Source organism: Bacillus coahuilensis m4-4 (assembly GCF_000171615.1).
GTDB lineage: Bacteria > Bacillota > Bacilli > Bacillales > Bacillaceae_K > Bacillus_T > Bacillus_T coahuilensis.
Window position 1 is genome coordinate 1 of record NZ_ABFU01000018.3, and the last position, 24,414, is coordinate 24,414.

The following is a 24,414-nucleotide window of genomic DNA, read 5'->3' on the forward strand; positions in this document are numbered from 1 at the left end:
CAGATGTGCAAATTCTAAAATAATTATAAAAAAGAGGTGCCTCAAAAAAATCGTCTATTAACGACCTTTTGAGTCAACCTCTTTATCATGGAAGCGGAAGACTTTCTGAAAAGTTATAGTGGAAATACTTTATCTTCTGTACCTTTTTTTTGTTATGATAGTTACGAACGATCACGTTCAGTTTATAACAAGAAAAAAAAGAACTCCATTTTATAAAGGGTATTATACATAAACATAGAATAAAGTAATTGAATTCGTTCATTTTAAGGAGGACATAAGATGGAATGGCAATCGATTTATAAAAAATGGAATACATATGATAAGCTAGACGCTGAATTAAGGCAACAATTAACGGAACTTGAACAAGACCAAACAGTTCTTGAAGATTCGTTTTACAAAAACTTAGAGTTTGGTACAGGTGGAATGCGCGGTGAAATCGGCGTAGGAACAAATAAAATGAATGTATATACAGTTCGAAAAGCTTCTGAAGGGCTTGCGAGATACATTGAATCTAAAGGCGAGGAGGCAAAGCGAAAAGGTGTAGCAATTGCTTATGATTCTAGACATAAATCGCCTGAATTCGCGATGGAAGCTGCGAAAACGTTAGCTAGTCATGGGATTCAAACGTATGTATTTGAGTCGCTACGTGCAACACCTGAGCTGTCCTTTGCCGTACGTTCTTTAGGGGCATTTTCAGGTATTGTTATTACGGCAAGTCACAATCCCCCTGAATATAACGGCTACAAAGTGTACGGTGAAGACGGTGCTCAATTAATTCCAGACCAAGCGGATCAAGTTATTGCCAAGGTAAATGAAGTGGAAAACGAATTAGAAATCGTTGTGCTATCAGAAGATGAATTAAGAGCATCTGGACTTATTAAAACGATTGGGGAAGAGATTGACCAAAATTATTTAGACCACTTACTTTCTATTTCAGAGAAGCCACAAATTGCGACAGAAGTGGATCTATCCATTGTGTTTACTCCATTACACGGTACAGCTAATAGTATGGTCACTAGAGGATTGCAAGCACTAGGATACAAAGACGTTCATGTGGTGAAAGAGCAAGAAATGCCAGACCCAAATTTTTCAACGGTGTCTTCACCAAATCCGGAAGAACGTTCAGCCTTTAAATACGCTATATCTTATGGAACACGTTTGAATGCAGATATTTTAGCAGCTACGGATCCAGATGCAGATCGCGTGGGAATTGCCGTAAAGGATACGAACGGGGAGTATGTTCTTTTAACAGGAAACCAAACAGGTGCCGTTCTTTTAGAGTATATTTTAAGCATGAGAGCAGAAAAAGGTCATATTCCTGAAAATGGTCGAGTTTTTAAAACTATTGTCACTTCTGAGTTAGGTCGTAAAGTGGCTGAACATTACGGGGCTTCTGTTGAAAATGTTTTAACAGSCTTTAAATTTATCGGTGAGAAGATTAAGCATTATGAAGAGAGTGGAGAGCATAGCTTTTTATTTGGCTATGAAGAAAGCTACGGGTATTTAATTGGTGACTTTGCACGTGATAAGGATGCTATTCAAGCTGTATTAATGGCTGTTGAAGCGGCTGCTTATTACAAAAAGCAAGGAAAAACCCTGTATGAAGTATTATTAGACTTGTATGATAGGTTTGGATATTATCGCGAAGGTTTACAATCACTAACTCTTAAAGGGAAGACCGGAGCAGATCAAATTCAATCTATTCTTACTACATTTAGAGCAGAGCCTTTTGAACAGCTTAACAATGTTAAAGTGACAGCCGTTGAAGATTATAAATCTTCTGTACGTACAAATTTAGTGGAGAATACGAAAGAAACCATCGAACTACCTAAGTCTAATGTGTTGAAGTACTATTTAGAAGATGGGACATGGTTCTGTGTGCGTCCATCTGGAACTGAACCAAAAGTGAAATTTTATTTTAGTACGATTGGAACATCATTGGATGATAGTGAACAGAAGCTAAAAGCATATGAAGAAGCGGTTATGGCGAGAGTAAACGAGCTTGTTACAGCATAAAATAAAAGAGGATGACCATTGTCATCCTCTTTATGTTTATCTTTTAATGATAATAGGCTTCGTCTAGAGTATCTGGAAATTGACCATTTGCATGCTCAATGTACCTCATTAAATTATACATGTTCGATTCCACTTCCAGATAATCTTTAGAAAAGTTATAGGCATGAAGAAAATGTTCAATTTTCTTTGAAAGAAATTGATCTTTCGTTCTAACCATTAATAACAAAAGATTATCCCATTCTGAACGATGTGTATAGTATAGAGCTCGATCATAATCCATTTTGTTCAATCACTTTCCCTCCTTCTTGAAGGGTTGCTATTAGTGTATGCGATTCAAACTGGATTTGTCTCAGTAAAAACTGCCTATTGGATAAAGTCGGTATTTCTTAATATTGGATGGATAATATCTTGTCCTACATGTTCAGCTTTATGAATTAATTAAAAAAAATAGAGTAGGTAACACTACAAATGTGGAGGGATTGTTATGGCATTAGAACAGATAGTTATTCAAGACAAAAATCTGAAATATGAAATGAAGCTAAATCGGATGGTATCCTCTGGATTATGTAAGGTCTTGGAATACACACCGACTAGGGATAATCCTTTTAAAAATGCATATTGCCTCTATTTTCGAAACGACCTTATCCTAACCAAATTAGGGAGAATTCAAGAAGGCTCCATGTTAGAGTCACTCTTTCATAACGGCTATACAGTGAACTATCCTCATCCCTTTATTTCAGTCCGTTCCATCATTACCTTTAACCAACATGTCACAMCCAATCAGTACAGKGGTACGAAAATTGCRGAATACTTACTCTCCTCAAGAACTAGTGTATTTACTTTCATTCCTTGATTCATTTGCTCCTAGAGAAAAATTAATGAAACTGATGCGCAGCTATTATTATGATTATCGAAGAAACGGGAAGTTCAAAAAAGCATTTCAGATACTAATGGGAATCCAGTGGTACGATTCTAATGATAAATGGTCACATGAACTTGCAAATGGGATGGATTATTTAAAATATACCCTACAGTATGAAAAGGCAGGTGTACATTTGATTGAGTTGGATCCATTCTTAGGAGAATTGCTCCTGTTTAAACAGCTTGAAAATCCAGCAGCGATAGAAGAACTTATGCGCTTATACAATAAAAGAAATCTTCAAAAGGAATTAGTTTGGATCTTTTTACAAGGTGAAACAATTCTTGATCAAAAGGAATGCTTACATTTACTTTCTACTTATTTTACTCTTGAAGAAAAGTGGGAAATTCTGAAGGAAATAGTAAACAAAGAGCCATCTTCTTTATTCATTGATGCTTTCATAACGTCCTCTAAAACATTGAAAAAATATGAGGAGTGTTTTACATTGTTAGTTCGTTTTGGAAAGTCAAAAGAACTGGATATGGAGACACTTTTACAAGAAGATCTGGATGTGACAAAATTAGACCGCAAAGCCTTATTTGAAAATGCTATTCAATTCCTGTCCACAGAACATCTAGAAACCTTTCTTCAAACCCTATTACCTTCTGTATTACAAGTGGAATCTTTGAGTACTGTATTTGAATGGTTAGAGCCACTAAATGAACATAACGATACTCCACCCGCATATACCACTATTAAAAAAATGGTTACCCTACAAAATGACTTAGAACAGCAGTTTTCATTAGGAACTATGTATCAAGAGATGAAAATGCACAAAGAAGCCATAGAATGCTTTGAATGGGAGATGGAAATGCATCCTCAAGACCCATTGCCAGTCAAATGGTTGACAAAGCTCTATTCTGAAATGGGTAAGAAGGAAGAAGCCAAAACTACTTAAATTTACTCCATTCCATGCAGAAAACATCGAATTTATAATACAACTTGCTAAAATGCTCTTGTCATTAAACAAAGAGAAGCGCAGCTTACCATTCGAGATGCGTTTCTCTACAGTTAGTTTAGCACTTTTTTACATTCTTCCAAGCACTTCATACTAGCGTCTGCACAGGCTTGACAATGATCATGATCGTGTTTTTTACATTCCTCCGCACAGGCATAACATATCTCCATACAGGCGCGGCGTTTGTTGGGAAAGTGAGTTATATGCGGTCGATTGATTCTACTGGAAAAATTGACCGATTAGTGATGAAACACAGGCTCACTTGTAGAAAGCATGGCATCTTTACAACATGGATTGACCAAGCGTATAAACAAAGCGCGTTTGCGTAAATCTCCTGTCCAAAACGCACAAAGAGGAGAACGCCCCGTTATTTTTGTTTAAATAATAGAGTTAAATAGTGCAGTAAGGAGGGAGTATCAATATGAAAAACTATATTTATACGGAGCAAGATTTAGCGAGGTTATGCGAAGTTGCCGTAATACTTTCACAATACGAAACGTACTGTTTATGTAAAATTATAGACACTCAGGACATCCATGCAATATGTTGGTTGTGGCACCACCATTCGCACTTGTATAAGTAGGGGCAACAAAATTAAACACAGTAGTTAAGATTGCAACAGCAAATAATGCTTTTACTTTTGTCATTTGGTTCACCTCCTAAACTATAAGTATGGTATTATTATACATAAATATATAAATAAGGTAAACGTTAAACTGTTATTAATTTACAGAAAAATTAGTAAAAAGGAGGGTTTCTACTGTACTCGCTGTTTATACGTGTCATTCCAGTAATCATTACGATTCTAGTGCTTTTTATAATCCCAGCTCTATCTTATTTAAAGACCGGCCGTCCTTTTATAGAATGGTCTTTCTTGATAGGTGTTATATCTACTTTGACGTTTTTCTTTATACACGGTCCAGGATACATGTCTTATAAAAATAAGACTAAAGAAGAAATGAAAAACAATTTTTATAAATCTGTGTCTTTCTGGATTTCGCTTTTATATACCGTGGTCTCATTCTATCTTGTGGTTCATTATTATTCTGAGTAATTTTTACTCCATTACAAATAAGGCTCTATTTAACAAGCCGGGGTGGACTCATTGCAGGGTGCATGTCGTCAAAGGCAACTCAGGTGCTTTCCAGAAAATGCGGACCTCTTTCCGAGCGCAGAAGGTTAGAAAGATTTGATCGAGGAAATAGCAATGAGCTGCTATCTCCTTTTTTCCACTTAGCAGATTGGCTTTGCACGCCGTATATGGAGTTTGAAATCTACTATTTATTAAAATAAGTATTTATGTATCTAGAAAGGAATGAATAAATAATGAACTATTCTACACCGGATATAACTACTTTATTGCAAAGCAGGGCTTTCACTTCTGCTATTAGTTATTTTATGTTCATAGTTTTTTAAAAATTTTTCTTAGATTTTAGAGACCGCTCATAATAATCAAAAACGTAACGTTTAAAAAAATAAAAATAGAATAGATCTGTCAATGCGTGTGTCTATTAGTTGGTTTTATAACTTACTTATCACATTTGTTCATAAATTATAGATGAACTTTCCTAATTCGATATTCGAGAAGATGGATAATGAACATTTAGCGAACCTCCCTACTCAAAGGGGTTTGCTTTTTTATTGATCAATCGGTCGCGACGATGTCCGTAAGAACATATATCAAGATTCCTGTATTTAAGACCATATTGACTTCAAGGCCTGTTAATTTGTTAATTCCTTCTGCAATCATAGGGATTCCTAATGCCAAAGTCGTTCCAGCACCTCCTATAAGCCCAAATATAAATAATATATCAATGAGCGTTCCTACTGGTACATCTGCCAATTTTCCAATGACTGGTCTTGTAGCTTCACTTATCTTAAGGACAGGTTTCTTACGAACAGTAGAAATAAGCGATGGGGAGTGCAGGTAGGGTATAAATAGCCCATGCAATAAGTCCCCAATGGAATATTCCATATGTACTTGCCCAAACAATGGATTCTTTCGATTGCGGAAGAAGTCCAAAAGGAGGTCCTTGATAATAATAGGCCCACTCGATTGTACCCCAGTATAGAATACTTGAGCCTATACCTGCGCAAAAAAGCATCCCAGCCCACGAAAAGCTGTTAAATTCAGGTTTCTCATGCACATCGCCTAATTTAATTTTTCCACTATCGCTAAATGCAACATAGATTAAAAAAATGAACACAGCTAGTCCCATGATTAAATAGAGCACGCCTAATTTAGTGGTAATAAATTCGTTTAATTGGTTAACAAAAACTTGTCCTTTATCAGGGAAAAGGATGAGGGGAATGGTTACCCCAAGAAGTAGTATCAGTGCTCCAAAAAAAGTGGTCCAATCGATTACGGAATTTTTCATCGAAGTCTCCAATCTAGTAGTATTTATTGTATTGCTACTAATGAATGTGTTTATTTCATTTTTTGTTATAGTAGGAAAAGGTATACGGAATTCTTTTAAAATAAAAACTCATACAACACGAGACATAATTTTTGTATAATGTACTCTAGAATGGAGGTAAATGTAATGCTCAAATCTTATATAAAGTGGTTGATTCCCTTAGTGATTATCCTATTGGTTAGAGTCGAAGTAACATATGCTCATACTCAATTAGTCGAATCTTCTCCTTCCGCAAATGAGGTGGTACAAAATGAATTAACGGAAATTGAATTGATGTTTGGAACCGTGATTGAAGAGGCAAGTTCATTCAAAATTTTAAATAGTACGGGAGAAGAACAACGAGTATCTACTATTAACATTGAAGAGGATAAAATGACGGGAGAGATTGAGGGGCTATCAAATGGTTCTTATATTATCTATTGGGAAATTGTTGGAGCAGATGGGCATATCATAACTGGGGAAATTCCTTTTACACTAGATGTTATGGAGAGAATCAAAAAGAATGAACCAGAGTCTGCTAGTGATTTAGAGGAAGAGAATCCTCCATATGAGGAAAATGATACGCTAGAAGAAAATAATCAACAAGATGGAAGTATGGGAGATACAAATCAACAAGGTTCCAGTCTATTTTTAGGAGTAGGTGCCATTGTCTTACTATTCATCACTTTCTTATTTGTTAGGAAAAAATAAAGATGGCATTTCTTATGGAAGCTATATTATATATAGCCTGTAGCATGTCAATGGGTATCCTAGTGCTAAGCGTGGTAAATGTGAATTCTATACCATTGCTAAAGATTCCTAGTTATCTTTTTCCTTGTCCTTGGTGATGATTATGATTACTGCATATTATCCCGTCATTGATTTAGCATCTAGATTATCGACTGACACATCTTTTCTATTGAACCTATTAAACATAACCATGCACTATCAAATTGGGAAGAGTTGGTTGGTAACAGCCTTACTTGTTATTTTCATGATGATATTCACTAAGGTTAAAAAGGATTCAAAACGATCTTCTATCATAAAAATTATCGCTTTAATAGCCGTATTAATAAGTATAGGAGCAGCTTCTCATTCCAGTACGATAACAAAATGGTCTGGAATGTTTGGTCACTCTGTGCACCTAATCTCTGTTACCATTTGGGCTGGAACCCTGATCATCGTCAGCTGGTTTTCTGTAAATAAGCATAATTGGATATTGTTTTTAACTTGGTATACCCCTTTAGCGCGTACATGCTTTTTTATCGTAATGGCTGCGGGACTTTATTTAATGAGCCTTACCGTTTCTTATCAAGATTACCCCGACTCCTGGATATTACCCTATGGACAAAGCCTACTTATAAAACATGTTATGCTAGTCCCATTACTCTATTTTATATTCATAAACAGTAGGTGGGTGAAAAAAAGATTAATCTATAATCCTACATTTGATCCTAGGAGACTTGCGAGGGTTGAAACTATTTTTATACTGTTCATCTTTATAGTAACAGGAACACTTGGACAAAATTCCCCTCCACATAACATAAAAGAAACATGGAATGGGGAAGGCTATTCCGTGTTATTTCAATTGTTTTTTCAGGTAGAAGAATTTTATTCTATCGGTTTAACTTTTACTACACAGGGCATACTTTTCCTTTTATTAACCGGGTGCTTTACAACCCTTATTTTCGCTGAGTTAAAAAGAGAGGGAAGAGCAGGTATAGCATTGGTGTGCGGGATTTTTACTTTCATTTGTCTTTATTTAGGAATAATGGAAAGCGTTACTCTACATTAAAAATAGGGTGCTCCAAGCTTTGGAGCACCCTATTATCGTCTTTATTTGTTTAAATGTTCCTCTGGATGTCCTAACTGATATCCTTGTGCGTAATGAATCCCTAACGCCCTAGCTTTATCCACATCCTCTTGTGCTTCTAGACCTTCCAATATGATCTCTTTGTCTTCTAACCAGATAAGTAAACTAATTAAAAATGTTTGCTTTTTTGTGATACTTGCTAAATCTTTGCTGAAATAATGATCAAGCTTTACCATATCAGGTGAAAGTTCAATTAATGATACAACGGACGAAGTACTTTTACCTAGTTCATCAATGGCTATCTTTATTCCAAATGATTGAAATAAACTAATCTGTTCTTTCAGTTGTTCTAGTGTGGTTAAGTCAACTAATACGTTCATCTCTAATACGAGACGAGACGGTTCAAAGTCTAACTCAGTAATCAATTGAGTTAGAAACGATATAAACTGAGCATCACCTAATGTGGAAGGGAAGATGTTAACAGATAGAAACACATGATCTTCCCAGTACGTATGCTTAAATTGAGCCAAGCTGTTTTTAATAGAAGCGGTATCAAGTTCATATAGGAATTCCTGTTCATGAGCCAACTGAAACAATTCTTTAATGTCTTTATACATCGTAGTGCGCATTAAAGATTCATATCCTACAATTTCCATTTCTTTTAGGTTATATATAGGTTGAAATATATTAGTAAATGGGTGGATGTTGCTATGTACAAATTTTTCCATATTAGATCTTCCTTTAACATATATTCGTCTTTCATCTATTTACGTAATATTGTCGTGGAACATTAAGAAAAGTTAAAGGTAATGGGGACTTATGGAGTAGTAATTGCAGCTGTCTGGCAGATCTATGAGTAAGCCCCTATAGCTTTGCATACCAATATATCAATTGGATTGCCCTTATATATTCCATTAACTCACACCATCCTACTATATATATGTAGATTTTTCTATATTTTTGTTGAAATTTGTTGAAACTGAATCATAAGACCCATTACAAAAGCATTAAACAATAGGTCAAAGGTTAAAATCATCTAGTCCTCATGAATAGAAAGGTCTCCTCATATAATGAAGTAAGTAAAAGGGGGGAGTGTCTACATGATGGATCAGGAGCATAAAGAACTCCAAACTGCAATTGGAGAGATTACAGAGATTGCTAAAGGTTTTGGCCTTGATTTTTACACCATGAGATATGAGGTGTGTCCAGCAGAAATTATTTACACATTTGGGGCATATGGAATGCCAACGAGATTTTCTCATTGGAGCTTTGGTAAGCAGTTTTTCAAGATGAAGCTTCAATATGATTTAGGATTAAGTAAAATCTATGAACTAGTGATTAATTCAGACCCATGTTATGCTTTCTTGCTTGATTCCAACTCATTGATTCAGAATAAATTAATTGTTGCCCATGTTCTAGCTCATTGTGATTTCTTCAAAAATAACGTCAGATTTCAGAATACAAAACGTGATATGGTAGAGAGTATGGCTGCGACAGCCGATCGAATTAGACAATATGAAATAAAATACGGAAGAGAAGAGGTCGAAGACTTTTTGAGTGCTGTTCTCGCAGTAGAAGAGCATATTGATCCATCTCTTCTACGTCCTAAGTTAAACTGGACGCTAGATGATGCAGAGTGGGAAGAGGAGGAAGTGGTTAAGGCATCAGAATATGATGATTTGTGGTCATTAGATGAAGAAAAAAAGAATCCCAAACCTAAAGAAAAAAAAGACGACGTCAATTTCCACCTCAACCGGAAAAAGATTTGTTGTTATTCATTGAACAATACAGTCGAGAATTAACAGACTGGCAGCGAGATATTTTAACAATGATGAGAGAAGAAATGCTATATTTCTGGCCACAGCTTGAAACGAAGATCATGAATGAAGGTTGGGCATCCTATTGGCATCAACGTATACTAAGAGAAATGGATTTAACTAGCTCTGAATCGATTGAGTTTGCTAAGTTAAATGCAGGAGTCGTACAGCCATCTAGAACTCAAATTAACCCATACTACTTAGGATTGAAGATTTTTGAAGACATTGAAGAACGGTATAATAATCCAACAGAAGAAATGAAGGAAAGAGGGGTTAAATCTGGATCTGGTAGAGAAAAGATATTTGAGGTTAGAGAAATTGAATCAGATATTTCTTTCTTACGGAACTATTTAACGAAGGATCTTGTTCAAAGGGAAGATATGTACTTATTTCAAAAACAGGGAAGAGATTACAAGATTGTTGATAAATCATGGACTGAGGTACGTGATCAATTAGTCTCTATGAGAGTAAACGGCGGCTTCCCGTATATCACAGTAAATGATGGGGACTATCTAAAAAATGGCGAGCTATATTTAAAGCATTGGTATGAGGATGTTGAACTTGATATCAAATATTTAGAAAAAGTTCTTCCATATGTTCACCATTTATGGGGGAGAACATGTCACATTGAAACGATTGTTGAAGGAAGGAATATGTTATTCACCTATGACGGTAGAAAGGTGCAAAGAAAATATCTATAATGAATTTACACTATATGTATAGAAGGAGGCTGACTCAAAAGGTCGTAAAAAACGATTATTGAGCGACGACTTTACATGGATCTCGAAAAAGAGGGTGTTCCGCCGAAAGGTATAATTTAGGAACATCCTCTTTTTCCTGTTTTAGATCTGGTCTAATAATAAGATTCCTGTTTATTATTATGTCTAATCCAGTAAACAAGCCTTCATGAACAGTCCGTAAGGCAGAGGTTTCTTAGTGGTATAAAAGTGATTCATGCAAACTGAGAGGTAACCTCTATCTCATTAAAGGAGTATCAACACATTAATAATTTTCATGCTGATGGAGTGATCCCCAGCGATGCATTTCCTGCAATAGAGGGAGTAGAGTTAACCCAATTTTAGAAATAGAATATTCTACTCTAGGTGGAATTTCATCGAAAAACATGCTTTTCAATTGAAATAGGAGCAATGAAAAAAGCTAGTTAAAAAAATACAGAAGGTCTGATTTTTTAACAGCTTCATTCTATTTAAGAATGGTATCAAGTATATTTAAATTTTTCTCCATTAGCGTAAAGAAGTCTTCATTATTTTGAATATCTTCTTCTGTTAAAACAGATAAATTGTGCAAATAGGCAGCTTCCGCACCAATTTCATTTTGAATAATCTCACCAATTTTTGCTGATACGTTCTGTTCGAATACTACATACTGGATGTCGTGTTCTTGAGCCAATTTGATGATATCGGCCAATTGTTTTTGAGAAGGTTCTTCGGTTGAAGAGATACCTGATATGGCAATTTGCTCAATACCATATCGACTTTCCCAATACCCAAATGCAGCATGAGAAACTAATAGCTCTTTAGACTCCTTTGATTCTAGTAAAGTAGTAAACTCTTGATCCAAATCTACTAGACGAGTTTTAAGTGTTTCAAAGTTTTCCTCAAACTCTCCTGACATTTCCGGTTTCATAGTTACCAACTGATTTTTTATCGTTTCAGCAAGCTGTAAAGAATAGTTAGGGTCAATCCAAATGTGTGAATCTACATCCCCATGATGATGTCCTTCATGTTCATCTTCATGTTGTGTGTCTTCTTCATGATCACTATGCTCATCTTCAGTAGCATGATCTTCATGATCACTATGCTCATCTTCAGCGGCATGCTCTTCATCTATGATGCCAGTCAATTCATCAATATCTAGATCCTTTGTTGCTTCTAGGAGAACAATTTCCTCAGATTGAAGTGATTCGCTCATTTTATCAGCATACGGCTCCATGCCGTACCCGTTATAAATAAACAGATCGCTCTCAGCGACTTCTATCATTTGTTTGGTGGTTGGCTCGAAAGTATGTGAATCCGTTCCTGGTGCCATAATAGTTTCAACCTCAACATGCTTTCCTCCAATTTGAGATGCAAAGAAGGCAAGGGGGTATAAGGTTGTATAAATTTGAATCGTATCATTGTCATGGTTGATTTCAGGTGGTGCGGATGTGGTTGATTGGCACCCAGCTGCCATGACCAATAAAGATAGAATAGATGGTACTAGTGCTTTCTTTATCATATAATTCCCTCCTTGTAGGGATTGATAAATCCTACATAATATCGCTAATCGATTATATCGTAATCGTTACGGATTGTAAACAAGAATATTTCCGATTTAATATTTTTCCAGTTGATATAGTATGAGAGTAGTATCGTTAAAAAGTTCTGATTACTTTGTTATTTGCTAACTGGGTAAAAATGTGTAGAGTCAAAAGACTATTCATTGTATGATAATTAAATCTTGTTTAGAAGATAGGAAAATTGGGAATAAATTTCTATCCAACTCTCCCCTAAAAAGATAGAGAGTGATAGAAGGGTATAGTAAAGGAATCTTTAGGAGGCAACATGACATCACGTAATCCATATTTTGATAACGGAAAAGCGATTCTCATTTTTTTCGTTTATTCTTGGGCATACTTTATCTGGAATGCTTGGAGAAAATCAATTAATAGATAGTATTTATCTCTTTATCTATTTGTTTCACATGCCTGCATTTATTTTTATCTCTGGCTTCTTTGCTAGAAAAATACAAACATGGGAACAGTTTTTCAAAAATAATAAAAAAAATATTAGTACCATATATCATTTTTCAACTCTTGTATACCTATTATTATAGGGGTGTTTATGGAGATGCCATAGAATTTACCCTTCTTTCTCCTAGATGGGCATTATGGTTTTTATTGAGCTTATTTTGTTGGCAGCTGCTGCTTGTACCATTTTCAAGGTTGAAAAAGGGGGTAGTCTTTGCCGTTCTTCTTTCACTCGTTATAGGGTATATTGATGGGATTGGAGAAACGTTGACTTTATCTCGAACCTTCTTCTTTTTCCCATTTTATCTTATCGGATATAAGTTAGATTGGGACACTCTAGACAGAGTGTTCAATCGTTTAGATAAAAAGATTACGATAGTAAGTGGAGCTTTCGTATTTTTACTAATCTATCTAGTAGGAGATATTGGGGTAAGAGAATGGCTTTACGGGAGAGTCCCCTATGAAGATGTTCTAAACCAAAGTGCACTATTGGGAAGTGTTTATAGGATGATCGTCTATATTGCCATGGGAATTGTGACATTTTTGTTCTTACGTCTAATTCCAAGAAAAACATTATCTATTACACCTGTTGGCTCGATCACTTTGTTTATGTATCTATTTCACATGTTTATCTTAAAGTTTGTGAAAGAATCGACGGTGTATGAATGGATTCATGAACATCACCAATATTATCTGTTGGTCGTTATTTCTTTGATTGTCTATTTTATATTAACAAGAAAATTAGTTATCCGTTTAGGAGAGATTTTGACCTTTTCACCACTTCATACTAACAAAGTGAAATCCGCGAGATAAATCGCGGATTTTCTTTATATTATTAATGGAATTAGTTGACATATTCTGTGTCTGTGTAAGGAGTTGCTACCCATCCTTCCATTTCTACAAATAAGCGGACGGCGATAACCTGTTTGTCCTCTTGTAAAGTAAAGAAGTGAGGGTTACCTTCAGGAACGCTAATTACATCTCCAGGTTCTAGATTCACATCAAAATAACCTGTTGCTTCGTCTCCTTTAATAATGAAGATTCCATGTCCAGAAAGGATGGCGCGTACTTCATCTTCTGAGTGAGTGTGAATCTCTTCAAATTTCCTTACTAACTCTAGAATATTAGGTGTTGATTCTGACAATGCGACAATATCCCAAATTTTATAGCCTCTCCTAGCAGATAGTTCATTTATTTCACTCTTAAAAAGGGCTAATAATTCCTCTTTTTCTTCTGGAGTTAGATTGAACTTATTCTGGAATGAAGTAGGAATTTTTTCAACATTCCAATGCTCATATAGTACGCCTTGCGTTTGTAAAAATTGTTTCACCTCTACTTGGTTGACAATTTTTTCTTTTGTTTGGCGAAGGGTAATCGTTGCCATACGTTTTTCCTCCTATACTAGTAATCTTCTTTTAACATGGAGTTGAAATAAAAATTCCCATGCCTCTAACTGTTTTTTTGCTTCAAACGCAGTAGTTGCCCATACCGTAATCCCGTGATTATGAATGAGTACAGCTCCTTGATCACCTAGTACATGCTTTGACAGTTCAGCCGCGAGTTGAGGGATGTGGGCGAAATTGTGAATGATGGGAATGGTTACTTCAGCATCTTCTTCCCAAAAACCTAATGCTTTAATGAGCTCATTATGCTTAAATGTGATGAATCCTTCTTTATGAAATATGTCAGAAAGGACGTTATTCTCCACGGTATGAACATGTAAGCAACAACCTGCATTTGTTTTTTTATATATTTCTTGATGTAATAGTGTTTCAGCAGATGGTTTTAAACCATTATCTTCAAGAGGAATTCCCTCTCGGTCTACTAGTAAAAAATCATCATCCGTTCGCTGACGTTTATCCCTACCACTTGCAGAGACCAAAAACGTTAATGGGGAATCTGACACTTTAATAGAAAGATTTCCACTTGTTCCATAGAACCAATCTCGGTCTGCTAATTCATCTTTAATATCTGCTAGTATCCTCCATTCTGTACTGTAGCTCATATTGGGATCCATTCCTTTTCTAAAATGTGTATGACTTCATGGAAAGAGTGAAAATCTTTATACGGTAACCCTAGGCTTTGACATTCATCTGACAATACTTTTCCACATGAAAGCGTCAAATCTGCTAGTTTTGCTGCTTCAATATCAGTGACGGAGTCTCCTATCATTATGACCTTTTCATATGATTGTCCAATTTTTCGAATGATGGAAGGTTTACAGCAGCCACACTCATTTTGACAAGCTGAGTCACACGTATAGGGCCAAATGATGCGGATTTTTTCATGTGAAAAATCGGCTTCATTACAATAAATGTCATCTATCGAAACGAAACCAGCTAAAATGGGATAAATAAAGAAATCGATCCCTCCACTAACAATCGTTAATGGAATCTCTTCTGTTTGACAATACCCAATCAATTCTTCAAATCCTGGCCGAATTGTGGCTGTAGATACTAAATGCTGACGAAATTCCTTTTGTCTAGAAGAGGGGAGAAAGGAGAATAATCTGCCTACACCGTCTTGAATGGGTACATCCTTCGTAAGAATTTGTTGAATAATAGTCTTTGCTTCCTTCGGAGCATAGGTGTTCATTAATTCAATAATGTTATCATTCATCGTAATAGTTCCATCAAAATCACAGTAAATATGGAGTGGTCGTCTTCTAGTCATTATTGCCATGTTTGTAGTGCTACCTTTAGCTCATTTTGGTGTTTTGAAGGATGGAACAGAGATCTTCCAAATGAAACGTTATCAATGGCTTGTCTAAAAGCTATTACTCCTTTTGTTGGTCCTTCAGGGTGACCAAATACGCCTCCCCCCGCCATTGATGATGGAGTCCTTACCAAAATCGTTCATAATTTTTTCTGTTAAGCCAGGATGGATACCGGCTGATGGAACAGAAAAGCACTTCTTAAAATATGGATCTTCCCCAATCAACTCTTGATGGAGCTTTAATGCGTCACTTCTGTCCATTGCAACGCTACCATATGGAGAAGCAAATAAAACAAAATCGGCGCCAGCTATTCGTAACAGCTTTCCGAGTAAAAGAGAAGGTGAAATACCGTATTCATTTGAACTTGTCATGGCTCCACTTACTGCAGGGTGGACCATAATGGGTACACGGACAAAAGGGTCTTCCCGTAGTGTTTGAACTAGATCTATCCCATATGAGAATGCGTTGAGTAATATGATATCTGCCCCTAAATCCGAGGCAAGTCTTGCTCTTTCTATCACTTCATTCGTCTTGCCAGAAATGTTCACACTATATAATGTTCGATGTCCCGTCTGTTCGTAGGCTTCTTGAAGTGTTCGTTTCATCACTGTTATTCGTTGCTCAAATGGAGTGAATGAATTTTCAAAAAGAATCTCATCATCTTTGACAATGTCAACGCCACCAAGTGCCAGATTTCTTAATTGATTGGATAGAAAGGTCAAATCTCTACCAATAACCCCTTTAAAGATCGCCATTAATAATGGGCGGTCATGAACATTCAGTTTTTGTCGTATATTTTCTAATCCAAATTGAGGGCCTGAAAAATGTTTTTTTAAATCGTTAGGAAATTCTAGATCTAGTAATCTAATTTTTCCATCTAACGAAAGTTTTCCAAATACCGTTGTTAGAATCGCAGGAATATCGGGACTGAAATTCAGTAAAGGGTAGGCAATCTTTATGATGCCTTTGTTCTCTGCTTTCTTATCAGATTTTTCAACAGAAATGACTTCTCCTCTATGTTTAGACAGTTAGTTTTTTTTCTAAATGTGGTAAATCGGTCCAAGATCCAACGGTGAGTCCTAATGCGATACTTTCTGCTTTTTTTTCGAGATTTTGATATGGGCCATGAACTAAATACGTGGCTATAAGGTAGGACATATCGATAACTCCCTCCTTTGCTGTAGGTAAGTATAGTAGTAGTCAAAAAAATAACGTCTCTTTTCCTGACAGAAAAGAGACGCTAAAGGATATAGACGAAACTCTTATCTCTCAGCATACTTGCTGCAAGAATTAGCACCGTGCCTAATACATTAGGTCGGTTGCCGGGCTTCAAAGGGCTAGTCCCTCCACCTGCTCTTGATAAGAACTGTATAAAATTGTTTGATACTGGATTGATTTGGATTATGACACCATTTACACTTTGTGTCAACTATTTATTTAGAAAAATTAGAAAATATTTAACGCTTTAATACGATGAACAGCTTCTAGTAGCCTATCTTCAGTCGCTAGAAGTCCAACCCGAACATAGCCTTCTCCATAACTTCCAAATCCTATTCCTGGTGCTACGACTACATGAGCCTCCTTCAGCAAAAATTCAGAAAAGCTTTCAGACGTATATCCTTTAGGAATTCTAAGCCAAGCAAAGAATGAGCCAGAAGGAGAGGTAACATCCCAACCAATATCACGAAGTCCATTCACCAAAACATTTCTTCTGGATTCGTACGTTCTGACAAGCTCGGAAACACAAACTTGTGAGCCTAGTAATGCAGTAGTTGCAGCCTCTTGAATAGCACCAAATAGACTAACATGAAGGTGATCTTGTAAAAGTTCAATACTGGATATAATATCACTGTTACCTACAGCAAAAGCAACTCTCCAGCCTGCCATATTATACGTTTTAGATAAAGTATATATTTCGATGCCGCATTCTTTAGCTCCCTCGGTTTGCAAGAAACTTCGGTGTTTTTGATTATCAAAGGAGATGGCTCCATATGCGAAGTCATGAATTACGCATAGTTCATGCCTTTTAGCAAAATCTGCGGTCTCTATGTAGAAATCCTCAGAAGCAACAGCGCCAGTTGGATTGTTGGGGTAGTTCAAGAACATAACTTTTGCATGTTTAAGAGTCTCTTCGTCTATTTCGTTGTAATTTGGTAAGAAATTGTTGTGTTCAAGTAAAGGCATTTCTTTCATCCTTGCACCAGCAAGAGCCAACCCTGATAAGTAATCGGGGTATCCAGGGTCTGGAACTAACGCGATTTCACCAGGATTTAATATACATTGACTTACCTCAACTAGACCAGCTTTTCCACCAAAAAGAATTGCGACTTCATTGTTAGGATCTACAAGCACGTCATACTCTCTCTTATAGAATTCAGCAATCGCCTGTTTGAGATAGGTATGTCCTCTAAAGGGGGAATACTTATGGTTTTCTGGTCGAGCTACAGCTTCTTGCATAGATTTCACGATATGGGGCGGAGTAGGTAAGTCTGGATTGCCTTGTCCCAAATTAATCACATCATAACCCAGTGCAGTAATTTGTTGTACATTAGAAACAAGTCGAGCAAAAAATTGTGTAGGAAGATCTTGAATGGTTTTAGATGGTTTAAATGAATTCATACTATCTCCTCATTCGTAACAATTTTCTTGAAATTCTAGTGATTTATGTTATATCGTTAATCCAAACTTGTAAAGAAAAATTTTGAAAGGAAATGACACTATGACAAAAGTAGCTTGTATACAAATGGATATCAGCTTTGGTGATCCGGTTAAAAATAGAGAAACCGTCACAAAAGCTTTTCAAAAACTATTCAGAGAAGAAAAAGTCGACGTAGTTGTATTACCTGAGCTTTGGACCACTGGGTATGATTTAAGCAGAATACATGAAATAGGAGACAAAGACGGGAGAGAAGTAGATTCCTTTTTATCGACTTTAGCTAAAACGTATAGTACGAACATTGTAGGAGGATCTTTTGCAAACATAACAGATGACGGAGTATTAAACACATTACGAGTGTATGATTCTAAAGGCACTATAATCCATGAATATAGTAAAGTACACCTATTTCAGTTAATGAATGAACATCAGTACTTAACTCCTGGAAGTGAAGGAGGGAATTTCTCGTTATCGAATTTCAAAAGTGCAGTAAGTATTTGCTATGATATACGATTTCCTGAATGGATACGAAAGTCGGTTCTAAACGGTGCTGAAGTTGTATATGTTGTAGCAGAATGGCCCGATGAAAGATTACACCACTGGAAAACTATTTTAACTGCAAGGGCAATTGAGAATCAGTGCTATATTGTTGCTTGTAATAGGGTAGGCAGTGATCCAGCGACATTATTTGGAGGTCACAGCATGGTTATCGATCCATGGGGGAAAATTGTAGCAGAGGCTTCTCAACAAGAAGAAGTGTTACTTGCTAAAATATATCCAGAAAAAGTAAAAGAAATCCGAAGCCGTATCCCAATCTTTCAAGATAGACGAGAAAATTTATATTAAAAATGGTTGACAAATGTTAGACTGCGCTGATATTGTTATCATCATATTGAAATTAACTGAATAGTTTGGTCTCTTATCAAGAGCAGGCGGAGGGATTTGGCCCGATGATGCCCAGCAACCGACCGTAATACCATTGTAAAATGGGGCGATGTTCATCGCCAAATGTAAGGCACGGTGCTACTTCCAACAGAATGTAATTGTTCTGGCAGATAAGAGGGGAGAAACAATAGTGTGTATTCGAACCTCTTTCTGTTGAAAGAGGTTTTTTCTTTTAATAGGAGAGTCCAACAAGAGAGGGGAAAAGAATGAATACACAATTTGTACCGATTTATCAAATGTTGACTGAGGAGACAGCTATAAAATACGTCAAAGACAAGGGGTATCTTGTTCAAAGTGAAAACGTACTTTGTGAAGAAATTGGAGATGGAAATTTAAATCTAGTGTTTAGAATTGTGAACGAAAAAGATCAATCCGTTATCGTAAAACAAGCACTTCCCTACGCTAAGGTTGTTGGTGAGAGCTGGCCATTAACCATTAAACGAGCTGAAATTGAGGGTAAAGCCCTTCAGTATTTCAGTGAACACACACCACAATTTGTTCCTAAACTTTATGGAACAGATACGCCGCTAGCGATAAATGTTATGGAGGATCTATCAGACTATAAGATTTTAAGAACTGGGTTAATGGAAGAAGGCAATTATCCAGATTTACCGGAGCATATTGGAGAATTCTTGGCTCATACACTTTTTTACAGCTCTGATTTTGGATTACATCAAGGTAAGAAAAAAGAAAGAGTGGCGGAGTTTGTTAATCCAGAACTTTGTAAAATAACAGAAGACCTAGTGTTTACGGATCCTTTTTATCCAAGTGAATCGAATAATTTTGAGCTTGAATTACAAAAAGATGTAGAGACCATTTGGCACGATCCTATTTTAAAGCTAGAAGTTGCGAAATTAAAAAGAAAATTTTTAACTGAAGCAGATTGTTTAGTACACGGGGATCTTCACACTGGGAGTATATTCGTAACAGGGAATAGTACAAAGGTGATTGATCCTGAATTTGCATTTTACGGACCGATCGGTTTTGACATCGGGCAATTTTTCGCCAATATTCTATTAAATGCTCTAAGTGTGGAGGAAGAATTACAGTCAAAGAGGCTTCAAATCATATCCAAAACATGGGACGTATTCTCTCAAACCTTTTCATCACTTTGGACATATAGTGAAGTGGAACCCTTTGTAGAAGTGGATGCTTTTTTAGAGGACGTATTAAAGCATACTTGGCGGGATAGTCTTGGATTTGCCGGTTGTGAAATCATCCGTAGAACTATTGGCTTAGCTCATGTTGCAGATCTAGATTCTATTCAGGATCAAAAAACAAGAATAAAAGTAAAGAAACAAGCATTAGCTCTAGGTAGAAGGCTGATTACTCAACGAACCATTATTCCATCTCCTAACCAGTTAAGTTTGTATTAGGAGAGGATATCATGACGATAAAGACCGAATTTTTGAGATCAGTAGAGTGGGTAGGCCGTTCTATCAAACTATTGGACCAAACGAAATTACCACTAACAGTTGAGTATATATATTTATTGACCATTGAAGATGTTTGGGAAAGTATTCATTCATTAAAAGTAAGAGGTGCACCAGCTATAGGTATCACAGCTGCCTTTGGTTTAGCACTTTGGGCAAAGTCATACGATGGGTTGAATATGGAGGAGTTTCTGAAACGTCTGAAGAAACAAAGGTACTACTTATCAAGTTCTAGACCTACTGCGGTCAATCTCTTTTGGGCATTGGATCGAATGGTAGCAAGTGTAGAAGGTGTGAAAACGGTTATAGAGGCAAAAGGAACTCTATTAAGTGAGGCCTTTTCCATTCAAAAAGAAGATGAAGAGATTTGTAAGAGAATTGGAGAATATGGTATTGAACTCTTTAAAGATGGTGATACCATCCTTACTCATTGTAATGCAGGAGGTATAGCCACTGCAAAATATGGTACTGCATTAGCTCCATTTTATATTGGGAAGGAAAAGGGTGTATCACTATCTGTTTATGCTACGGAAACAAGACCCCTATTACAAGGGGGACGTTTGACTGTTTGGGAGCTACAAAATGCAGGAGTGGATGTTACGCTAATAACAGACAATATGGTGGCACACACAATTCAAACAAAAAACGTTCAAGCCATTATCGTAGGAGCCGATAGAGTAGCCGCCAATGGGGATACGGCAAATAAAATAGGTACGCTAGGGTTAGCGATTCTAGCGAAGGAATATGGTATACCATTTTATGTGGCGGCCCCTTTATCCACTGTCGATCTTGACATACGGACTGGAGAAGACATTCCTATTGAACAGAGGCATGCCAGTGAAGTTACTCATATATATGGACAACAAATTGCACCTGAAGGAATCAAAGTGTTTAACCCAGCATTTGATGTAACTCCAAGTAAATATATTACTGCGATTATTACCGAGTCAGGGGTACTTACAAATAAGTTTGAAGAAGAGTTAAGACGAGTAAAAAAATTCGCTAATTGAGTATACTATTCTAACTGAATGGTTGATTTTTTGGAAATGGTCAAATGGCAGGGTATGAATTTGACCTCGTTTTGTTAGAATTTGCTATGGTTTTAGTATAAATTAAAAAAGCTGTTCCTTCAGTCAATTTGAGAGGAGCAGCTTTTTCTATCAATTCTCTAGTAATTTTTCAATCTTCTCAGGTGGGATTGGTTTTGAAAGTAAGAAGCCTTGCCCACTCTGACAATTTAGCCCTTTTAATAAATGTAATTGCTCTTTGGTTTCAATACCTTCTGCCGTTACATTTAATTGAAGATGCTGTGCAATGCTCAATATAGCTTTAACGATTTCTTTGCTTTTAGAGTTTTCCACAATACCATCAATAAATGAGCGATCAATCTTAATATGCTTAATACCAAGAAGCTGAAGGTAACTTAAAGAGCTATGACCAGTACCAAAATCGTCAATTGAAACATTCACTCCCATGTCTTGAATGTTCCTCACTACATTTAAAGCTCGCTCAATATTTTTCATGGCTAATGTCTCGGTTACTTCAAGAATCAAAAGATGAGGTGGATAGCTAAATTCTTGCAAAGTTTGGGATAAAAATGAAAGAAAAGCAGGATGCTCAATTTGTTTCATGGACACATTCACAGATAATTTAAGAGTAGGATTATATATTCTATGCCATTCTATCATCTGCTTTATGCTTTGTTTTAACACCCATTCCCCTAACTCTAGAATGATACCAGTCTCTTCTGCGATAGGAATAAATTTGCTTGGAGAGATATATCCTTTCTCCGGGTGGTTCCATCTCAAAAGAGCTTCAAAATTAATAATCTTTTCATCCGATAAGTCATAAAGTGGCTGATAAAAAAACTAGTAAAATGATTGTGTTTCATTGCACTTCGTAAATCTCTCTGAATTTCTAACTTCTCATCACTTTCCGCTAATAAATGTTCTGTAAAAAAGGAGTATTGATTTTTCCCTTTGTCTTTAGAATGGTACATGGCTAAATCAGCTTGAATAATTAGTTTATCACTATTGGTGGTATTAGATGGGAAGTGTGAAACTCCAATACTAGTAGTCACTGAGAAATGATGATCATGAATAGTTGTTGGAATCGTAAGCGTCTCGATTAATATATCCAATTTTGCTCGTACTTCTTCACGATTGTTGGAGTAATAGAGAATGATAAATTCATCTCCACCCATTCTTGAAACAAAACCATCCAATGTGAATAATTCTTGTAAGCTTTTACTTACTTGTTTTAATAGCTCATCACCAAAGCTATGACCATAATAATCATTAACATGTTTAAAGGAATCTAAATCTAAGAATAGTAAATAAAATGGTTCTTTTTTCTCGATGTGTTGGGTTAGTATAGATTCTAAATACAATCTGTTAGGTAGTAGAGTTAACTGGTCATGCTGTGCTAAGAACTCGAGTTGTGTTGAATGTTCCTTTAACTCTTCGTGCTTTTCATTATATTGCTTTTCACTGTAGAGGATGGTTATAAGAATTAAACAGGATAGAGCAATTAAGTTAATAATGGTTATACCGTCAACCAAACTAAATACTTTAAGACCTTCATATAAAATGGCAACACCACTTGTAATCGAAATGGAAGCTATGATGCTAAATAGGAGCTTAAAAAACATAGGAATTTGTTTGTTGTTTAACCGTTCATCAATTCGAATTTGTTTAAATATCCTAAAAATACAAAAAAGAATGTCAGGTTAAAGAAAAATCAGACCTTTAGAAAGTTGAACAGAATCCCAATTTGTTATTTTTAAACTGCTAACTAAAAATCCTATAGGCAACATCGCTGTAATAAGTGAAAAAAAGAGGCTAATAATAAACATATCTATAGAAGGAACATCTTTTTTAATTAATCGAATAAGGGCATAGTTTACTGCGCCATAGCAAATCAATGAACATATTAACATGACAAAGAGTAAAAAGCCTAGAACTGGCATTTTCATATTTTGATTGAATGTAAATAATACGAGAAAAGAAGTAACCCATAATGATACTACGGTTGTGATGGTATGAAACGTGTAGACGGTATACGTATTTTTAGTAAAGCGAGGTAATTCAATATACAAGTAGATGATGAGCATATTTAACAATAGAGCCCATATCAGATAGGAAACTTCCATAGATTCACCTTCAAATAGAATTCTGTACTAGCACTATATTACTATAAAAAATGAGGCAATTCTATAGCGAAACGAGATGTATCACAATGGAAAGAAGACTGAAACTCTTTTACTACACACTAGTAATGAGAGTTTCAGCCTTTTGGTTAAACGGTGAGTACCTTGTTATCTTCTACTAATTTTCCTTTAGATAACCTAACAATCTGGTCAGAAATATTAGCGATTTGCATATCGTGAGTTACCATGATTATACACGCATCTTCCTCATGAGCTAAGCTTTGAAACAGTTGAACGACTTCTTGAGCGGTATGTTCATCTAGGTTTCCAGTCGGTTCATCTGCTAAGATTAACTTTGATTGACATGATAGGGCACGTGCGATAGAAACCCGTTGCTGCTGACCTCCACTTAACGTTAGCACCCGTTGATTTGCTTGATCTAGTGTGAGACCCACTCTATCTAACATTTCAATTGCGTAAGCTTTTTTATTAATGATTTTTGATTTTGTGATCTCCATTGCAGTGACAACATTTTGTAAAGCGGTCATATATGGTAACAAGTTGTATTGCTGGAAAACAATCGCTACATGTTGATTTCGATAGTTGGTTAAACCAATTCTTTTTAAGGTCTCACCCTCAAAAAAGATTTCGCCTTCTGTTGGTTGGTCAAGCCCACATGCTAAAGATAAAAAAGTAGTTTTTCCTGAACCAGATGGTCCCACAACGGTATAAAACGTTCCTTCTTCGAAATCGATAGAAATATTATTAAGTACAGTTTGAGATTTTGCACCGTTCCGGTAAGTATACGATACATTTTTTAATGATAGTATGGCTGTCATATCATACTC

At 36.1% G+C, this 24,414-nt stretch carries 25 protein-coding genes, 2 pseudogenes and 3 riboswitches; of the genes and pseudogenes, 10 read left to right on the top strand and 17 right to left on the bottom strand.

From position 1 onward, the window contains the following. The first annotated feature begins 279 nt into the window (after positions 1 to 279). The gene (locus M44_RS04130) at positions 280 to 2,016 is read left to right on the top strand and encodes a phospho-sugar mutase (RefSeq protein WP_010171166.1); all 1,737 of its coding nucleotides are present in this window, start codon (positions 280 to 282) and stop codon (positions 2,014 to 2,016) included. A 43-nt stretch (positions 2,017 to 2,059) separates the two neighbouring features. Here M44_RS04130 and M44_RS04135 read toward each other — a convergent pair whose 3' ends face one another. After that, positions 2,060 to 2,305 carry a YhdB family protein gene (locus M44_RS04135; protein ID WP_010171167.1) on the bottom strand — a complete coding sequence of 82 codons (246 nt, stop codon included), beginning with the start codon at positions 2,303 to 2,305 and terminating at the stop codon, positions 2,060 to 2,062. Between the two features lie 511 nt (positions 2,306 to 2,816). Between M44_RS04135 and M44_RS04145 the strand changes: the two genes are divergently transcribed. Beyond that, a complete protein-coding gene (locus M44_RS04145) occupies positions 2,817 to 3,833 on the top strand; it encodes a tetratricopeptide repeat protein (RefSeq protein ID WP_155814903.1) in 1,017 nt (338 codons plus the stop codon). Between the two features lie 113 nt (positions 3,834 to 3,946). On the opposite strand, the gene M44_RS30185 is transcribed toward M44_RS04145, so the two are convergent. Then, positions 3,947 to 4,063, bottom strand: a complete 117-nt coding sequence (locus M44_RS30185) for a four-helix bundle copper-binding protein (RefSeq protein ID WP_474371548.1) — start codon at positions 4,061 to 4,063, stop codon at positions 3,947 to 3,949. Between M44_RS30185 and M44_RS26790 the strand changes: the two genes are divergently transcribed. After that, a complete protein-coding gene (locus M44_RS26790) occupies positions 4,010 to 4,222 on the top strand; it encodes a hypothetical protein (protein WP_155814904.1) in 213 nt (70 codons plus the stop codon). The two genes, M44_RS30185 and M44_RS26790, sit on opposite strands and share 54 nt — an antisense overlap. Before the next feature lie 186 nt (positions 4,223 to 4,408). Here M44_RS26790 and M44_RS28695 read toward each other — a convergent pair whose 3' ends face one another. The 3 genes from M44_RS28695 to M44_RS24695 form a co-directional block, all read right to left on the bottom strand. After that, positions 4,409 to 4,540 carry a hypothetical protein gene (locus M44_RS28695; protein ID WP_010171170.1) on the bottom strand — a complete coding sequence of 44 codons (132 nt, stop codon included), beginning with the start codon at positions 4,538 to 4,540 and terminating at the stop codon, positions 4,409 to 4,411. A 998-nt stretch (positions 4,541 to 5,538) separates the two neighbouring features. Then, a complete protein-coding gene (locus tag M44_RS29780; protein WP_010171171.1) occupies positions 5,539 to 5,736 on the bottom strand; it encodes a BCCT family transporter in 198 nt (65 codons plus the stop codon). Between the two features lie 49 nt (positions 5,737 to 5,785). Continuing rightward, on the bottom strand, positions 5,786 to 6,271 hold the full coding sequence (locus M44_RS24695; protein WP_010171172.1) for a BCCT family transporter: 486 nt from the start codon (positions 6,269 to 6,271) through the stop codon (positions 5,786 to 5,788). 165 nt (positions 6,272 to 6,436) lie between these two features. On the opposite strand from M44_RS24695, the gene M44_RS24700 reads away from it, so the two are divergent. Together M44_RS24700 and M44_RS04170 are read left to right on the top strand one after the other, a co-directional pair. Further along, positions 6,437 to 7,000 carry a copper resistance CopC family protein gene (locus tag M44_RS24700; RefSeq protein WP_010171173.1) on the top strand — a complete coding sequence of 188 codons (564 nt, stop codon included), beginning with the start codon at positions 6,437 to 6,439 and terminating at the stop codon, positions 6,998 to 7,000. A 142-nt stretch (positions 7,001 to 7,142) separates the two neighbouring features. Continuing rightward, entirely contained in the window at positions 7,143 to 8,084 is a 942-nt protein-coding gene (locus M44_RS04170) for a copper resistance D family protein (RefSeq protein ID WP_010171174.1), read from the top strand. Positions 8,085 to 8,125: 41 nt separating this feature from the next. On the opposite strand, the gene M44_RS04175 is transcribed toward M44_RS04170, so the two are convergent. After that, a complete protein-coding gene (locus M44_RS04175) occupies positions 8,126 to 8,830 on the bottom strand; it encodes an EAL domain-containing protein (RefSeq protein WP_010171175.1) in 705 nt (234 codons plus the stop codon). Between the two features lie 101 nt (positions 8,831 to 8,931). Further along, a riboswitch (cyclic di-GMP riboswitch) is annotated at positions 8,932 to 9,013 on the bottom strand. Between the two features lie 189 nt (positions 9,014 to 9,202). Between M44_RS04175 and M44_RS20200 the strand changes: the two are divergent. Next, positions 9,203 to 10,620, top strand: a pseudogene (locus tag M44_RS20200) (SpoVR family protein). Positions 10,621 to 10,921: 301 nt separating this feature from the next. On the opposite strand, the gene M44_RS25880 reads toward M44_RS20200, so the two are convergent. Continuing rightward, on the bottom strand, positions 10,922 to 11,044 hold the full coding sequence (locus M44_RS25880; protein ID WP_081447400.1) for a winged helix-turn-helix transcriptional regulator: 123 nt from the start codon (positions 11,042 to 11,044) through the stop codon (positions 10,922 to 10,924). 78 nt (positions 11,045 to 11,122) lie between these two features. Then, positions 11,123 to 12,157, bottom strand: a complete 1,035-nt coding sequence (locus M44_RS04190) for a metal ABC transporter solute-binding protein, Zn/Mn family (RefSeq protein WP_010171180.1) — start codon at positions 12,155 to 12,157, stop codon at positions 11,123 to 11,125. Positions 12,158 to 12,653: 496 nt separating this feature from the next. Here M44_RS04190 and M44_RS20205 point away from each other — a divergent pair, with 496 nt between their 5' ends. Further along, on the top strand, positions 12,654 to 13,481 hold the full coding sequence (locus M44_RS20205; RefSeq protein ID WP_237705206.1) for an acyltransferase family protein: 828 nt from the start codon (positions 12,654 to 12,656) through the stop codon (positions 13,479 to 13,481). A 31-nt stretch (positions 13,482 to 13,512) separates the two neighbouring features. Here M44_RS20205 and M44_RS04200 read toward each other — a convergent pair whose 3' ends face one another. The 5 genes and pseudogenes from M44_RS04200 to M44_RS04220 all read right to left on the bottom strand — a co-directional run bounded on the left by M44_RS04200 (position 13,513) and on the right by M44_RS04220 (position 18,003). Continuing rightward, entirely contained in the window at positions 13,513 to 14,052 is a 540-nt protein-coding gene (locus M44_RS04200; protein WP_010171184.1) for a cupin domain-containing protein, read from the bottom strand. Positions 14,053 to 14,064: 12 nt separating this feature from the next. After that, positions 14,065 to 14,673, bottom strand: coding sequence for a methylthioribulose 1-phosphate dehydratase (locus tag M44_RS26795; protein ID WP_010171187.1), 609 nt, complete (start codon positions 14,671 to 14,673; stop codon positions 14,065 to 14,067). Beyond that, on the bottom strand, positions 14,670 to 15,350 hold the full coding sequence (locus M44_RS26800; protein ID WP_010171189.1) for a 2-hydroxy-3-keto-5-methylthiopentenyl-1-phosphate phosphatase: 681 nt from the start codon (positions 15,348 to 15,350) through the stop codon (positions 14,670 to 14,672). Before M44_RS26800 ends, M44_RS26795 begins: the two co-directional genes overlap by 4 nt. Continuing rightward, positions 15,341 to 16,542, bottom strand: a pseudogene (locus tag M44_RS20210) (2,3-diketo-5-methylthiopentyl-1-phosphate enolase). The gene M44_RS26800 and the pseudogene M44_RS20210 overlap by 10 nt, the downstream one beginning before the upstream one ends. Positions 16,543 to 16,643: 101 nt before the next feature. Next, positions 16,644 to 16,750: riboswitch (SAM riboswitch) on the bottom strand. 80 nt (positions 16,751 to 16,830) lie between these two features. Then, positions 16,831 to 18,003, bottom strand: coding sequence for a pyridoxal phosphate-dependent aminotransferase (locus M44_RS04220; RefSeq protein ID WP_010171194.1), 1,173 nt, complete (start codon positions 18,001 to 18,003; stop codon positions 16,831 to 16,833). Positions 18,004 to 18,103: 100 nt separating this feature from the next. Between M44_RS04220 and M44_RS04225 the strand changes: the two genes are divergently transcribed. From M44_RS04225 to mtnA, 3 genes are all read left to right on the top strand, one after another. Continuing rightward, positions 18,104 to 18,886 (top strand): carbon-nitrogen family hydrolase, encoded by a 783-nt coding sequence (locus tag M44_RS04225; RefSeq protein ID WP_010171196.1) that lies wholly within the window; start codon positions 18,104 to 18,106, stop codon positions 18,884 to 18,886. A 70-nt stretch (positions 18,887 to 18,956) separates the two neighbouring features. Continuing rightward, positions 18,957 to 19,102: riboswitch (SAM riboswitch) on the top strand. 89 nt (positions 19,103 to 19,191) lie between these two features. Then, complete coding sequence (gene mtnK / locus M44_RS04230) at positions 19,192 to 20,361, top strand: S-methyl-5-thioribose kinase (RefSeq protein ID WP_010171198.1); 1,170 nt, start codon at positions 19,192 to 19,194, stop codon at positions 20,359 to 20,361. An 11-nt stretch (positions 20,362 to 20,372) separates the two neighbouring features. Then, positions 20,373 to 21,428 (top strand): S-methyl-5-thioribose-1-phosphate isomerase, encoded by a 1,056-nt coding sequence (mtnA, locus tag M44_RS04235; RefSeq protein ID WP_010171200.1) that lies wholly within the window; start codon positions 20,373 to 20,375, stop codon positions 21,426 to 21,428. Positions 21,429 to 21,578: 150 nt separating this feature from the next. Here mtnA and M44_RS24710 read toward each other — a convergent pair whose 3' ends face one another. From M44_RS24710 to M44_RS04255, 4 genes are all read right to left on the bottom strand, one after another. Continuing rightward, positions 21,579 to 22,226 (bottom strand): putative bifunctional diguanylate cyclase/phosphodiesterase, encoded by a 648-nt coding sequence (locus tag M44_RS24710; protein ID WP_010171202.1) that lies wholly within the window; start codon positions 22,224 to 22,226, stop codon positions 21,579 to 21,581. After that, positions 22,223 to 23,068 (bottom strand): GGDEF domain-containing protein, encoded by an 846-nt coding sequence (locus M44_RS24715; protein ID WP_010171204.1) that lies wholly within the window; start codon positions 23,066 to 23,068, stop codon positions 22,223 to 22,225. Before M44_RS24715 ends, M44_RS24710 begins: the two co-directional genes overlap by 4 nt. Before the next feature lie 78 nt (positions 23,069 to 23,146). Then, positions 23,147 to 23,569: a hypothetical protein gene (locus tag M44_RS04250; RefSeq protein ID WP_010171205.1), complete on the bottom strand. Its 423-nt coding sequence runs from the start codon at positions 23,567 to 23,569 to the stop codon at positions 23,147 to 23,149. A 146-nt stretch (positions 23,570 to 23,715) separates the two neighbouring features. Further along, a complete protein-coding gene (locus M44_RS04255; RefSeq protein WP_010171207.1) occupies positions 23,716 to 24,405 on the bottom strand; it encodes an ABC transporter ATP-binding protein in 690 nt (229 codons plus the stop codon). Positions 24,406 to 24,414: the final 9 nt, after the last annotated feature.

Excerpts from the sequence above, each read along its gene's own strand:
- M44_RS26790 (WP_155814904.1), top strand. The coding sequence starts at position 4,010 with ATGATCATGATCGTGTTTTTTACATTCCTCCGCACAGGCATAACATAT.
- M44_RS30185 (WP_474371548.1), bottom strand. The coding sequence starts at position 4,063 with ATGGAGATATGTTATGCCTGTGCGGAGGAATGTAAAAAACACGATCAT.
- M44_RS28695 (WP_010171170.1), bottom strand. The coding sequence starts at position 4,540 with ATGACAAAAGTAAAAGCATTATTTGCTGTTGCAATCTTAACTACTGTG.
- M44_RS24695 (WP_010171172.1), bottom strand. The coding sequence starts at position 6,271 with ATGAAAAATTCCGTAATCGATTGGACCACTTTTTTTGGAGCACTGATA.
- M44_RS24700 (WP_010171173.1), top strand. The coding sequence starts at position 6,437 with ATGCTCAAATCTTATATAAAGTGGTTGATTCCCTTAGTGATTATCCTA.
- M44_RS04170 (WP_010171174.1), top strand. The coding sequence starts at position 7,143 with ATGATTACTGCATATTATCCCGTCATTGATTTAGCATCTAGATTATCG.
- M44_RS04175 (WP_010171175.1), bottom strand. The coding sequence starts at position 8,830 with ATGGAAAAATTTGTACATAGCAACATCCACCCATTTACTAATATATTT.
- M44_RS25880 (WP_081447400.1), bottom strand. The coding sequence starts at position 11,044 with ATGTTTTTCGATGAAATTCCACCTAGAGTAGAATATTCTATTTCTAAA.
- M44_RS04190 (WP_010171180.1), bottom strand. The coding sequence starts at position 12,157 with ATGATAAAGAAAGCACTAGTACCATCTATTCTATCTTTATTGGTCATG.
- M44_RS04200 (WP_010171184.1), bottom strand. The coding sequence starts at position 14,052 with ATGGCAACGATTACCCTTCGCCAAACAAAAGAAAAAATTGTCAACCAA.
- M44_RS26795 (WP_010171187.1), bottom strand. The coding sequence starts at position 14,673 with ATGAGCTACAGTACAGAATGGAGGATACTAGCAGATATTAAAGATGAA.
- M44_RS26800 (WP_010171189.1), bottom strand. The coding sequence starts at position 15,350 with ATGGCAATAATGACTAGAAGACGACCACTCCATATTTACTGTGATTTT.
- M44_RS04220 (WP_010171194.1), bottom strand. The coding sequence starts at position 18,003 with ATGAATTCATTTAAACCATCTAAAACCATTCAAGATCTTCCTACACAA.
- M44_RS04225 (WP_010171196.1), top strand. The coding sequence starts at position 18,104 with ATGACAAAAGTAGCTTGTATACAAATGGATATCAGCTTTGGTGATCCG.
- mtnK (WP_010171198.1), top strand. The coding sequence starts at position 19,192 with ATGAATACACAATTTGTACCGATTTATCAAATGTTGACTGAGGAGACA.
- mtnA (WP_010171200.1), top strand. The coding sequence starts at position 20,373 with ATGACGATAAAGACCGAATTTTTGAGATCAGTAGAGTGGGTAGGCCGT.
- M44_RS24715 (WP_010171204.1), bottom strand. The coding sequence starts at position 23,068 with ATGTTTTTTAAGCTCCTATTTAGCATCATAGCTTCCATTTCGATTACA.
- M44_RS04250 (WP_010171205.1), bottom strand. The coding sequence starts at position 23,569 with ATGGAAGTTTCCTATCTGATATGGGCTCTATTGTTAAATATGCTCATC.
- M44_RS04255 (WP_010171207.1), bottom strand. The coding sequence starts at position 24,405 with ATGACAGCCATACTATCATTAAAAAATGTATCGTATACTTACCGGAAC.